This window comes from Kitasatospora sp. NPDC059462, assembly GCF_042749955.1.
Taxonomy (GTDB): domain Bacteria; phylum Actinomycetota; class Actinomycetes; order Streptomycetales; family Streptomycetaceae; genus Kitasatospora.
The window spans coordinates 53,425-65,745 of sequence record NZ_JBHYUU010000012.1; the positions used below are offsets into that span (position 1 = coordinate 53,425).

The following is a 12,321-nucleotide window of genomic DNA, read 5'->3' on the forward strand; positions in this document are numbered from 1 at the left end:
GGTGGGGCGTCGACCCGTGGAACCGCGCCGCCCGGCGGGTCGCGCCATCCCGTCGCGCCGCCCCACCGACCCGCCCCACCGCGCGGACCCCCGGGCGGGGCGGCCCCCGGCCCGGCGCCCGGTTGCCGCCGCCGCACCGGGGGGCGCACGCTGGGGGGAGCGGCCGCCGCGGGAGCACCGCCCGTACCGGCCCGATCAGGCGCGACGGGGGTCGGCGCCAGGAGGTGTGGCATGCACAACCAGTGGGATGTGGAGCTGAGCTTCGAGGAGGACGGCGTCCACACCGGATGCCAGGCGAGGCTGACCGGCGCCCGGGCCCCGGGCCTCACCGCGCACGGGGAGTCGACCAGGAGCGTGGACGACCGCCCGCTCGCCAGGATCGGCGAGGAGGTCGCGGCCTCACGCGCGCTGGATGCGCTGTCCCGCAAGCTGAAGGCCCAGGCCGACGGGGAGATCGAGGACGAGGGCCACCGGCCCGGGTACCTGATCTACTGAGGCCCGGCGGCACGGCGGCCCGGGACGAGGAGCAGCGCGAGCAGGGCGGCCACACCGAGCACGGCGGCCGTGACCACGAACGCCCGGTCGTAGCCGGCCGCGAGGGCGGCCCGCGCGGCGTCGGCGCCCCCGCCGGCGCCCCCGTCGGCGGCGGCCCGGCGGGTGGCGGCCACCGCGACGGTCGACAGCACGGCGAGCCCGATGCTGCCGCCGCACTGGCGCCCGGCGTTGAGCAGTCCGCTGACCAGCCCGGCCTCGCGCGGGTCGACGCCCGAGGTGCCCATCGCGGTGTTGGCGACCATGCAGACGCCGACGCCCACGCTGGTCACGATCGACGGTCCGGCGAAGCCGGTCGGATAGCCGGAGTCCGGGCCGAGCCCGCCGAACCAGAGCATCCCCAGCGCGGCGAGCAGCAGCGCGCCGGTGAGCGTGGCCCGGCCGCCGAAGCGGGCGGTGAGGCGGCCCGCGACCATGCTGCCCGCCGCCGTCCCGGCGCAGAACGGCAGGAACGCGGCGCCGGCCGCCAGCGGGCCGTAGTCCAGGACGTTCTGCAGGAACAGCGAGCAGAAGTAGAAGCCGACCAGCATGCCCGCGCCGAGCAGCGTCACCAGCAGGCTCGACATCCACGCCGTCCGGGCCCGCAGCACGCCCAGCCGGACGATCGGCGTCCGCGCGAAGCGTGCCTCCCAGAGCAGGAAGAGCAGTCCGAGCAGCACGGCGGCGCCGAGTGTGGCGAGCGTCCGGACCGAGCCCCACGGGTGGCGGTCGGTCGCCATGAGGCCGTAGACCAGGACGGTCATCGCGCCGGTGCCGAGCGCGGCGCCGAGCACGTCGGGGCGGCCGGTGAGCGGCGGGCGGACAGCGGGCACCGAACGGACCGCCAGGGCGAGGCCGACCAGCACGATCGGCGCGTTGACGAAGAACACCCAGCGCCAGTCGAGCAGGTCGGTCAGCACGCCGCCGAGCAGGACGCCCAGCGCGCTGCCGCCCGCCGTCACCATCGACCAGATGCCGAGGGCCCGGGCCCGGGCGGCCCCGTCGGTGAAGGTCACCATGATCAGGGTGAGCCCGATCGGTGCCAGGACGGCGGCCGAGACGCCCTGGCCCGCCCGGGCCGCGATCAGCTGTGCGGGGGTCCGGGCGAACCCGCCGAGCACCGACGCGAGGCCGAACAGCACCAGGCCCCAGAGCACCGCGCGGCGGTGCCCGGTGAGGTCGGCGATCCGGCCGCCGAGCAGCAGTAGTCCGCCGAAGGCGAGTGCGTAGGCGTTGACCACCCACGGCAGGGCGCTGTCGGCGAAGCCGAGGGAGTGGCCCATCGCGGGGAGCGCGATGTTCACGATGCTGGCGTCGAGGGTGACCATCAGCTGGCAGACGGAGACGGTGGCCAGGACGAGGCCGGGGCGGGCGGTGACGGGGCGGGACGTCCTGGACGCGGGTGGGGTGGTGGTGCGGGACGGAGCGGGTCCGGGCATGGCGACCTCCGATGCGAACGTTGTTCGCGTAAGGTAAGCCTTACTTGAAGGGTGGTGCAAACGCCCAGGCCGGAAGGGGCTTGGCGCAGGCATGGCAGGATGGCGGGGTGTCAGAGCGGAGCAGCCGACCGGGCGTCGGCGAACACCAGGCGGACGGGCCGGACGGGCCGGACGCGACGGGCGCGCGGGGCGGCACGGCCGCGCCGGGCGGCTCGACGGCGGCCGAGGGGGCCGGCGCCGAGGGAGTCGCGGCCGGGCACGGTCGGTACGGGCGCAAGCGGCCGCGCCCCGGACTGACCACGGCGGGGGTGGTCGCCGCCGGGCGCCGGGTGATCGAGCGGGACGGCATCGACGCCCTCACCATGCGGGCCGTCGCCACCGAACTCGGCACCGCGCCCGCGTCGCTGTACCGGCACGTGACCGACCGCGAGGCGCTGCTGATCGCCGTCCTGGAGCAGATCGCCGAGGGCATGCCGGTCGGCGTGCCGGGCGCGACGCCGCAGGAGCGGCTGCTGCGCCGGCTGCTCGGCGCCCACGACTACATGGCCGGCCACACCTGGGTGCTGCACATCCTGATTCGGGGCGAACTGATCGCCCGGAACGCGCTGGCGTTCAACGACGCCTGTCTCGCCGATCTGATGGCCGCCGGCCTGCGGCCCGAGCCCGCGCTGACGGCGTTCCGTGCCTGCTGGCACCTGGTCCTCGGCGAGTTGCTCTCCGAACACCCCGTCAGCCCGCCGCGCGAGCCGAGCCAGCGGCGGGCGGTCATCGAGTCCGCGGACCGCGAGCGGCACCGCGCGCTGGGCCGGGTGCTGGACGAGGTGGGCTTCGTGGGGGTGGGCGAGCGCTGCGGTGACCTGGAGGTGTCGCTGGGGGCGCTGATCGGCGGACTGGTGGACCGCCAGGAGGCCGGGAGCCGAGAGCGGCCCTGAGCGCCGTGGCGTCCCGGCCGAGCTCGCGAAGGCGCCGCTCCGGCTCCGCCGGCTCGTAGGAGATCGTCACGATCCGGTAGGCCGCCCCGTCGGGGGTGCGCCGCTGGATGGTGGAGGAGCTCGGGCCGTCGACGGGTTCCGCGGGATTCCGGTGGCGGTCGTCGACGACGCACACCCGGCCGCCCGGTGCGAGGGCGGCGGCCACACCGATCGGCCGGCACGTGCGAGAGCCGGCACCTCATGAGGGCGACGACGTCGTGACGGCGGTCGGGTTCCCGGGCGAGCAGGACGGCCTCGACGACCTCGCACCGGGGCGCCGCGTGGCACGCGACGCGCGGCGGCCGCGAGCATCTCCGGGGAGGCGTCGACGGCCGGTGACCTCGTCGGCGTGGTGGAGCAACCAGGGTTCACGTGGCGGGACCGCGGGCCGGTTCCAGGACGCTGCCCGCCGGCCGGAACACGTCGAGCGTGGCCGTGGCAGTCCCCGACGAGGGCGCTGGAGTGGGCGCGGTGCTCGGACGGGAGCCGGCCCTGGTCCGGGCCGGCCGTCGGCCGACGGCCCGTCAGGGGCGGCCGGGGGCCAGGAACTCGGTGAGGCGGCGGTTCAGCGCCTCGGGGTGGGCGCTCAACAGGGTGTGGTGGGAGGTGTCGGGCAGGATCCCGACCGTGGCACCGGGCAGGGCGCGGCGGGCGCGGGCGGCGACGGCGCGGGAGTCGTGGGCGCGGCTGCGGTCGGCGAGCAGGACGAGGGTGGGGGCGGCGAGGGTGCGCAGTTCCGCCGCGCTCGGGCGGCGGCCGGTGACCGGCCGGGCGGCGGGGAAGCCCGCGAAGCCGAGCGCGTAGAGCTCGCGCCAGGCCGGGTCGAGGCCGCTGCCGCCGCTCTCCCGGTCGAGGTAGGCGAGGGCCTTGGCAGCGGTGCGGGGCGGCAGCAGGAGCGGCAGCACGCGCAGCAGGTAGCGGGGCCGGTATCCGGCGAAGCACTGGGTGGGGTCGAGCAGGGCGAGCCGGTGCACCCGGGCGGGCGCGTGCAGGGCGTAGCGCAGCGCGATCCAGCCGCCGTAGGAGTGGCCGGCGAGGTCGGTGGCGGGCAGGTCGAGCGCGTCGAGGACGGCGTCGAGCCAGCCGAGCAGGGCCGGGAGGCCGTCGAGGCGGGGGCGGTCGAGGGTGCTGCGGCCGGGGTCGCCGGGGAGGTCGACGGCGAGCACCCGGTGGCCGGCCGTGGCGAGGGCGGCGGCGTTGGCGGTCCAGCAGGTGGCGGTGGCGCCGCCGCCGGGCAGCAGCACGAGCGGCCGGCCGTCGCGCGGACCGCAGGCGTTGACCCGGGCCGTGCCGTACGGGGTGGGGACGGTGAGCGCCTCGACCGGGAGCGGCCAGCGGGTGAGGGCCTCGTCGTAGGCGGCGAGGAAGGCGTCGAGGGACGGATCGGGAGCGGGACCGGGGGAGGGGGTGGGGCCGGCGGCAGGGCGTGCGGACATAGTCTTCCCCCAGGGTTTGGCGGGCTTGCTCGGTGAGCATGTATCTCGCTGAGCGAGAGAATACGTCCAGAGGTCTTCCGAGGGAAGGACATGAGGTGGAGTCGGAGCGGACGCCGATGCGGCTGGTCCACCTGCTGCGCGGGCTGACGGTCGAACTCGACCTGTTCGGCGCCGAGTTCGCGGCACGCAACGGCCTGCACCCGACCGATCTGCGGGCGCTGATCCACCTGCTGGACGCCGCGCGGGCGGGAGTGGTGGTCACGCCGGGGCGGCTCGGCGAGGCGCTGGGGCTGAACTCGGCCGGGACGACCGGGCTGGTCGACCGGCTGGAGCGGCTCGGGCTGGTCCGGCGCGAGCGCGATCCGGGGGACCGCCGCAAGGTGCGGCTGGTGGTGGAGGACCGTGCGATCGCCCTGGGTCAGGGCTTCTTCGGTGGTCTGATCGCCGATCTGGTGGCCGCGATGGAGGCGTTCGGGGAGGACGAACTCGCGGTGGCGCAGCGGTTCCTGGCGACGATGACCGAGGTGGTGTCCGCAGCCCGGGCGGAATGAGGGCGACACAGGGGCGAGGCGCCGGTGCACGACACGAGGACCGGCGCGAAGCCCGGCGAGCAGTGGCGCCGGGCTCCGGCCCCGGACGGCGGGCGGCCCCTACGGGCGCAGGCCGGCGAACTCGTCGAGGACGGCGACCCGCAGTTCGTGCGCGCCGTCGGGGCGGGTCTGCTCGTAGTACAGGTACCACCGGCCCCGGGCGGCGACCACGTCGGCGTAGCGCACGTCCAGCCACGGGCCGTCGGGCGTCAGTCGGTGCCACGCGCGCAGATCGGCGGAGGCGGCGAGCCCGCAGCGCTCCTCGTAGTTGCCGGACGCGTCGGCCGAGCCGTCGTAGAGGGCGAGCCAGCCGCCGGAGCCGTCGGGCAGGACGGCGGTGATCCGTGACTCGTAGGCGTCCCAGGCGCCGGCCGGGCCGACGTCGAGGACCTCGGCGGCGCGGCCGGGCGGTGCGGTGAACCGCAGGCCGTCGGTGGAGCCGGCGAGCGCGGTGGGCTGGACGGTCAGTCCGGTGGTGTGGATGTCGGCGGCGGCGTGGGCCCGGGCCTGCTCCTCGGGGGTGAAGGCGCGGGCGCGCGAGACGGTGGCGAACAGCCGTACGCCGCCGTCGTGTTCGAGCAGGTAGGGGTCCTTGACGCCCTCGGTGCCGGTGCCGGCGGCGGTGAGGACCGGGGTGCGGGCGGCGAGGTCGAAGGCCTCGGGCGTTTCGGCGCGCAGAGCGTCGATCCGCCAGCGCCGGTCGACCGGGTCGACGTAGCTGAGGTGGAGCAGATAGCCGCCGTCGCGTCGGAGCAGGGCGAAGCGCTCCATGGACGGCGAGCCGAGGTCGGCGCGTTCCACCGACCAGAGGTCGCGGAACTCCACGCCGTCGCGGCTCTCGGCCACCGCGCAGCGCCAGCCCCGGTCCCGGCCGTCGGCCGAGGGGTCGGCGGCGCGCGGGCGGCGTTCGCGGTAGGTGAGCAGGAAGCGGTCGTGGTCGGGTTCGTAGCGGACGCTCGGGCAGCCCGCCCAGTAGCCGGGCTCGGGGCGTTCGGGGGCGCGGACCAGGGCGGAGCCGGAGAGGTCGGGTGCGGCGGGGAGAGCGGTGGCGGTCATCGGCGGCGGGTCGTCCTCACGGGTAGGCGGGTAGGGACCTGCGGATTCTCCTGCGGATTCTCCGTCACTTTCTATCAGATCAAGAGGAAGTGGCGGCCGGTGTTGCTGATGAGTCAGGAAGGGGCGATCGGGAAGCGAGCGGCTTGTCATATGGAGTGATTCTATGAATCGCATGTTTCGCCCGATGGCGATCGCGCAACGCCGACCGGACTGGTCTTGACCCTCTCTCGAAGATCGGGAAAGACTTCTTCTCAGAGTCGATCAAACAGAGGAAGCCCGCACCGATGACAGCCCCCACCACCGACGCACCCGGCTACGGCGGTCTCGGCCTCTACGTCGGTGACCTCCACAACCACTGCGGGATCAGCTACGGCCACGGCCCGATCGAGGACGCCTACGCCAACGCCCGCCTCCAGCTCGACTTCGCCAGCGTCACCGGTCACGGCTGGTGGCACGACCTCCCCGAGCGCACCCCCGAGCTGGCCGGGCTGGTGGACTACCACACCGAGGGCTTCGCCCGGCTCGCCGACCGCTGGGAGCACGTCCAGGAGGTCACCGCCGCGGCCCACGAGGACGGCCGCTTCGTCACCTTCCAGTCCTTCGAGTGGCACAGCCTCGCGTACGGCGACCACTGCGTGTACTTCGACGGCCCGCGCGGCGAGATCATCCGCGCCGCCGACCTGGAGGGCCTGCGCGTCCGGCTGCGCGCCCTGGCCTCCGAGGGCGTGCGCACCTGGGCGCTCCCGCACCACATCGGGTACGGCACCGGGCGGCGCGGCATCGACTGGTCCGCGTACACCGAGGAGTTCGCGCCGGTGGTGGAGGTGATGTCGATGCACGGCTGCGCCGAGTCCGACGAGGCGCCGCGCACCTACCTGCACACCATGGGGCCGCGCGACACCGCCGGCACCGCCGTGCACGGGCTGCGGCTCGGTCACCGGTTCGGCCTGATCGGCTCCACCGACCACCACAGCGCCTTCCCCGGCAGTCACGGTCACGGCCGCCTCGCCGTCTGGGCACCCGAGCTGACCCGGCCCGCGATCTGGGACGCCGTCCAGGCGCGCCGCACCTACGCGATCACCGGGGACCGCATCCTGCTCGCGACCTCGGTGAACGGCGTGCCGATGGGCGGCGAGGCGCCGTCCGCCGACCGCCGCCGGATCCGGGTCACGGTGCGCGGCCGGGACGCCCTCGACCACGTCGAGGTGGTCCGCAACGGTGTGCCGATCCACCGCCTGTCCCGGCCCGAACTCCTCGCCGCCGCCGGCGGGGAGAGCGGCTTCGACGGCACGCTCGGCTTCGCCGTCGGCTGGGGCCGGCGCGAGGCGGCGGTGCGCTGGGACGTCACCCTGCGCGTGGAGGGCGGCGAACTGCTCGACGTGCAGCCCCGGTTGCGAGGCTCCGAGACGGTGGCGCCGGCCGAGGCCGAGCCCGCCACCTACCGGCCGTCCGACTGGTGGCGCACCGGGCCGGGCGAGCTGCGGCTGCGGACCGTGACCGAGGGCAACCCGAACACCGCGACCGACGCCACCCAGGGCTTCTCGCTGGCCGTGGCCGGCGACGACCGGACCAGGCTGACGGCGATCGTCAACGGCGCCGACACCTCCTACCGGATCGGCGAGTTGCGGGAGGGGCCGCGGACCGGCTTCCTCGGCGGCTTCGTCTCCGGCGCCTACCGCTTCGACCGGGCGGTGCCCGGGCGCGAGCTCTCCGCCGACCTCGACCTGGTCGACGAACGGCCGGGCGGGGACGGCGACTTCTACCACGTGCGGGTGAGGCAGCTGAACGACCAGTGGGCCTGGTCGAGCCCGGTCTGGGTGGGCCGCAGCGGTGGTGCCGGCGGACCGGCGGCCTCCTGTCGACGGGCCGGCTGACGCCTGGCAACCGCCGTCGGCCGGCCGCCCCGGTCACCGCCCACCGCCCACCGTTCACGCGAACCCGTACCGAGGAGCACCACCATGTCCGTCACCACCTCCGCGCGCCGCGCCGCCGGCACCGCACTGGCCGCCGCCCTGCTGACCGGCACCCTCGCCGCCCCGGCGGCCGTCGCGAGCGGCGCGCCCGGCCTCGCCGCCGCGGCCGCCACCGCCACCGCCACCGGCACCGGCGGCGCCGCGGCCGCCACCGGCACCACCGTGTTCGCCGACGACTTCGAGTCCGGCACCGTCTCGCACTGGACCCGCCAGCGCATCGACGGCAACGGGAGCATCACCGTCACCGGCGCCCCCGCCGGCGGCTCCGGGCTCGCCGCCCGCTTCAGCGTCCCCAACGACGGCGTGTCCTACCGCTCCGAGGTGGCCGTGAACGCCCTCGGCTGGGGCGGCTACCGCTTCGCGCTCGCCGACTACCTGCCCGCCGACTGGGTGCAGACCTCCACCGAGACCATCGTCGCCCAGTGGCACGGCTACCCGCTCTCCGACGGCAGCGACACCAAGCCGCCGATCGCACTCACCGTCAAGGACGGCAGCTGGCGCCTCAAGGTGCACTGGCTGACCGGCCCGACGACCGTCGCCGAGGCGGTGATCCCGCTCGGCAGCGTGGAGTTCGGGCACTGGAACCAGTGGGCGTTCGACATCACCTGGTCCACCGCCACCACGCCCGGCTCGATCACGGTGTACCGGGACGGCGTGCAGGTCGGCGCGCACAGCGGGCTCAACAACTACCACCAGAACCAGGCCCCCTACTTCAAGACCGGGATCTACCGCGCCAACTGGAACCCCGCCAAGGGCATCCCGTACCCGACCGGCGGCCCCGACGTGGTGCTCTACAGCGACAGCGTCGTCGTCACCCAGCTCTGACCCGGCCGAAACCCCCAACCACCAAGAGGTAGCAGCACCATGAGCGAAGCGGCCCGTCACCCCGGCCTGCCCCGACGAGGCTTCCTCGGCCTGAGCGCCGGAGCGGCCCTGCTGGCGGCGGGCTGCCGCTCGGCCACCGACCCGGACGCGGGCGCCGCCCCCGGCGCCGCCGCCGCGGCGTCCGCGCCCGATCTGCAGATCGTCCACGGCAGCGCGCCGGACCCCACCCAACTGCTCCACCGCGGCCCGGACACCCCGGCCTTCGTCAACCTCGTCCTCGACCGGCTGGTCGACCTCGACCCGGTGACCCTCCAGCCGGTGCCCTGGCTGGCCACCTCCTGGGAGTGGAGCGCGGACCGGCTGAAGCTGGTGCTCAAGCTGCGCGAGGACGTCACCTTCCACGACGGGCGCGCGCTGGAGGCCGACGACGTCGTCTTCTCGCTGGTCGGCGCCACCAAGACCTCCCAGGTCAAGCCGCTGCTGGAACGCCTCGCGGACATCAGGGCCAGCGGGCGGAACGAGGTCACCCTCACCCTCGCCAAGCCCACCAGCAACCTGTTCGACGCGCTCGCCTTCAACCCGGTCGTGGACGCCCGGACGTACGTCGAGGGACGGGCGAGCGACACCGTCAACGGCACCGGCCCGTTCCGCTGGCAGTCCTTCAAGGGCGGCAACCAGCTCGACCTCGCCCGGTACGAGCGGTACTGGCAGAGCGGACGCCCGCGCTTCGAGCGGATCACCGTCCGCTCGGTGACCAGCAGCCAGGCCGCGCTGTCCGCCCTGCAGTCCGGCCAGGGGCACCTGATCGGCGCCGTCCCCGGGCGCGACCTCAAGGTGCTGACGGGCAACCCCGGCTTCACCGTGCAGTCCGCCAAGGCCTCCTACCAGCAGGCGTTCCTCGGCGTGAACGTCGCGTCCAAGCCCTTCGACGACCTCCGGGTCCGCCAGGCGCTGCAGTACGCGGTGGACCGCGAGCGGATCGTCGACCAGGTCTACGGCGGCCACGCCGAGGCCAGCAGCCTGCCCTGGCCCTCCAACACCCCGGGCGTCACCCCGGACCAGGTCACCCGCTACCGGCACGACCCCGAGAAGGCGCGCGGGCTGCTGCGCGAGGCCGGCGCGGAGGGCGCCCGGGTGCCGCTCACCGCCGCCAACTCGCCGGTCTTCAGCTCGCTCGTCGAGCTGGTGAAGTACGACCTGGAGCAGGCCGGATTCGGCGTCGACGTGCAGCTGCTGGACAACGCGGCCCTCCAGCCGAAGATCCAGCAGGGCACGCTGGAGGGCCTGTTCGTGGCCAACCACGGCATGGTCAGCGTCTCGCCGCTCAGCGGGATCACCGTCTCCGGGCCGCTCCAGGTGGGCCGCAACACCTCGCACGTCACCGACCCGGCCTACGCCGAACTCCAGGCGCGCGCCTTCGCGGCCGCCGACGAGCAGGCCCGGGCCGACGTCAACCACGAGCTGTCCGAGTACCTGCTCGCGCAGTCCTTCCACATCACCCTGGCGCACGCCTGGGAGACCTACGCCTTCGCCTCCTCGGTGGGGGAGGTGTCCACCAGCGCGCTGGGCTACCTGAAGCTGACCGACACCCATCGGGACGCCTGAGCCGCCGCCCCCGTCCCCCCGGTCCGCCCGTCCCGGTCGCCGGCCGTCCCGCCCGCGCCGTCAGCCGTCCACCCACCCCCCCCGGAGAACCCCCCGTGCCGTACTGGACCAGAAAGGCCGCCGGAGCCCTGGCCACCCTCTGGCTCGCCTCGGTGGCCGTCTTCCTGCTGCTCCGCCTGGCCCCGGGCGACCCGGTCTCCGCCGCGCTCGGCGCCGAGGCCGACCAGGAGCAGCGCGACCACCTCGGCCGCCAGCTCGGCGTGGACCGCCCGCTGCCCGCCCAGTACCTCACCTGGCTGGGCGGGCTGCTCGGCGGCGACCCCGGGCTCTCCTTCCACTACCGCGAACCGGTCACCCGGATGATCGGCCAGAGCCTCGGCTCCACCGTCCAGCTCGCCCTCGCCGCCGGGCTGCTGATGCTGGTGCTCGGCCTGCTGCTGGGCGCCGCGCTGGCCGCCGAGCGGCGCGGCCGGCTGGCCCGGGCGCTGGACCCGCTCACCACGGCCGTGCTCGCCCTGCCGGTGTACGTCACGGCGGTGCTGTTCGTCTTCGTCTTCGCCGTGCTGCTGCGGGTGCTGCCGGCCGGCGGCGAGCGCGACCTCCTCACCGCGCCCGACCTGGCGGTGCAGTACCTGGCGCTGCCCGCCGTGGCGCTCGCCCTTCCCGGTTCGGTGGTGCTGGCCCGGCTGCTCGCCACCGAGCTCCGGCGCACCCGGCAGGAGGAGTTCGTGCTCACCGCGATCGCCAAGGGCGCCCCGCCCCGGCGGATCCTGCTGCGGCACGTGCTGCCCAACAGCCTGGCGCCGTTCTGCGTCGAGTTCGGCCTCAACCTGGGCGAGCTGCTCGGCGGCGCGGTCGTCGCCGAGCAGCTGTTCGCCCGGCACGGCCTCGGGCAGCTCCTGCTGGACGCGATCAACCAGCGGGACTACCCCGTCGCACAGACCCTGATCATGCTCGCGGTCGCGGTGGCCGTCGTCGTGCAGCTCGGCTCCGAGCTGCTGGTCGGCCGGCTGGACCCGCGGATCGCCAAGGCCGGCGCCGGGGAGGGCCGATGAGCACCACGACCGCCGTCGACGGGAGCCGGTGGCCCGCCCTGCCCGCCGTGCTGCGCGGCCGGCGCGGCCGCACCGGGGCGGTGCTGGTCGCCCTGGTGGTGCTGCTCGGGCTGCTCGGCCCGCTGCTGCTCCCCGCCGACCCCTACCAGCAGGGCCGTGAGGCGCTGGCCGGACCGTCCTGGTCCCACCCGCTCGGCACCGACGAGGTCGGCCGCGACCTGCTGGCCCGCGCGCTGTACGGGGTCCGGATCGAACTGCTGGTCTGCCTGCTGGCCGTGCCCGCCGCCGCCGTGCTCGGCACCCTGCTCGGGCTGCTCGGCGGGCTGAACCGGCTGCTCGGCGAGGCCGTCCAGCGGCTCTTCGACCTGCTGCTCGGCTTCCACGGGCTGCTGCTGGGCCTCGCCATCGCGCTGATCGTCCGCCCCGGGCTCGGCAGCGTCGTGGTCACCGTCGTGCTCAGCGCGCTGCCCGCCTTCGGCCGCCAGGCCCGCGCCGCGCTGCTGGCCCAGCTCGCCCGTGACCACGTGGTGGCCGCCCGGGTGCTCGGCGTGCCGCGCGCCCGCACCCTGCGCCGCTACGTGCTGCCCAATGTCACCGACGCCGCCACCGCGCTGCTGGCCGTGGCGATGGCGCACGCCGCCAAGATCGAGGGCGGCCTGAGCGTGCTCGGCTTCGGGATCCAGCCGCCCACCCCCTCGCTCGGCACGATGATCAACACCGGCAGCAAGTACCTGTTCCTGCACCCGGGTTACGCCCTCGCGCCGGTGCTGCTGCTGGGCCTGCTGGTCTTCGGGCTGACCCTGCTCGCCGACTCGTTCAACCGGGAGAAGCTGCGGTGAC

The 12,321-nt window shown here is 75.1% G+C and carries 11 protein-coding genes; 8 read left to right on the forward strand and 3 right to left on the reverse strand.

Going from position 1 to position 12,321, the window contains the following annotated elements; translation table 11 throughout:
* Positions 1–231: 231 nt before the first annotated feature.
* Entirely contained in the window at positions 232–495 is a 264-nt protein-coding gene (locus ACFXAM_RS05815; protein ID WP_376090492.1) for a dsRBD fold-containing protein, read from the forward strand.
* On the opposite strand, the gene ACFXAM_RS05820 is transcribed toward ACFXAM_RS05815, so the two are convergent.
* Positions 489–1,970 (reverse strand): MFS transporter, encoded by a 1,482-nt coding sequence (locus tag ACFXAM_RS05820; RefSeq protein ID WP_380287757.1) that lies wholly within the window; start codon positions 1,968–1,970, stop codon positions 489–491. The genes ACFXAM_RS05815 and ACFXAM_RS05820 overlap by 7 nt on opposite strands.
* Positions 1,971–2,077: 107 nt before the next feature.
* Between ACFXAM_RS05820 and ACFXAM_RS05825 the strand changes: the two genes are divergently transcribed.
* A complete protein-coding gene (locus ACFXAM_RS05825) occupies positions 2,078–2,902 on the forward strand; it encodes a TetR/AcrR family transcriptional regulator (RefSeq protein ID WP_380287759.1) in 825 nt (274 codons plus the stop codon).
* Between the two features lie 563 nt (positions 2,903–3,465).
* Here the strand turns inward: ACFXAM_RS05825 and ACFXAM_RS05830 are convergent.
* The gene (locus ACFXAM_RS05830) at positions 3,466–4,377 is read right to left on the reverse strand and encodes an alpha/beta fold hydrolase (protein ID WP_380287761.1); all 912 of its coding nucleotides are present in this window, start codon (positions 4,375–4,377) and stop codon (positions 3,466–3,468) included.
* 116 nt (positions 4,378–4,493) lie between these two features.
* On the opposite strand from ACFXAM_RS05830, the gene ACFXAM_RS05835 reads away from it, so the two are divergent.
* Positions 4,494–4,928 carry a MarR family winged helix-turn-helix transcriptional regulator gene (locus ACFXAM_RS05835; protein ID WP_380287819.1) on the forward strand — a complete coding sequence of 145 codons (435 nt, stop codon included), beginning with the start codon at positions 4,494–4,496 and terminating at the stop codon, positions 4,926–4,928.
* Between the two features lie 99 nt (positions 4,929–5,027).
* Here ACFXAM_RS05835 and ACFXAM_RS05840 read toward each other — a convergent pair whose 3' ends face one another.
* Complete coding sequence (locus tag ACFXAM_RS05840) at positions 5,028–6,023, reverse strand: hypothetical protein (RefSeq protein ID WP_380287763.1); 996 nt, start codon at positions 6,021–6,023, stop codon at positions 5,028–5,030.
* Positions 6,024–6,307: 284 nt separating this feature from the next.
* Between ACFXAM_RS05840 and ACFXAM_RS05845 the strand changes: the two genes are divergently transcribed.
* The 5 genes from ACFXAM_RS05845 to ACFXAM_RS05865 all read left to right on the forward strand — a co-directional run bounded on the left by ACFXAM_RS05845 (position 6,308) and on the right by ACFXAM_RS05865 (position 12,320).
* Positions 6,308–7,897, forward strand: coding sequence for a DUF3604 domain-containing protein (locus ACFXAM_RS05845; protein ID WP_380287765.1), 1,590 nt, complete (start codon positions 6,308–6,310; stop codon positions 7,895–7,897).
* Positions 7,898–7,981: 84 nt separating this feature from the next.
* Positions 7,982–8,821, forward strand: coding sequence for a polysaccharide lyase (locus tag ACFXAM_RS05850; protein WP_380287767.1), 840 nt, complete (start codon positions 7,982–7,984; stop codon positions 8,819–8,821).
* Positions 8,822–8,860: 39 nt separating this feature from the next.
* Positions 8,861–10,426 carry an ABC transporter substrate-binding protein gene (locus tag ACFXAM_RS05855; protein WP_380287769.1) on the forward strand — a complete coding sequence of 522 codons (1,566 nt, stop codon included), beginning with the start codon at positions 8,861–8,863 and terminating at the stop codon, positions 10,424–10,426.
* Positions 10,427–10,521: 95 nt separating this feature from the next.
* Positions 10,522–11,481 carry an ABC transporter permease gene (locus ACFXAM_RS05860; protein WP_380287771.1) on the forward strand — a complete coding sequence of 320 codons (960 nt, stop codon included), beginning with the start codon at positions 10,522–10,524 and terminating at the stop codon, positions 11,479–11,481.
* Positions 11,478–12,320, forward strand: coding sequence for an ABC transporter permease (locus tag ACFXAM_RS05865; RefSeq protein ID WP_380287773.1), 843 nt, complete (start codon positions 11,478–11,480; stop codon positions 12,318–12,320). Before ACFXAM_RS05860 ends, ACFXAM_RS05865 begins: the two co-directional genes overlap by 4 nt.
* Position 12,321: the final 1 nt, after the last annotated feature.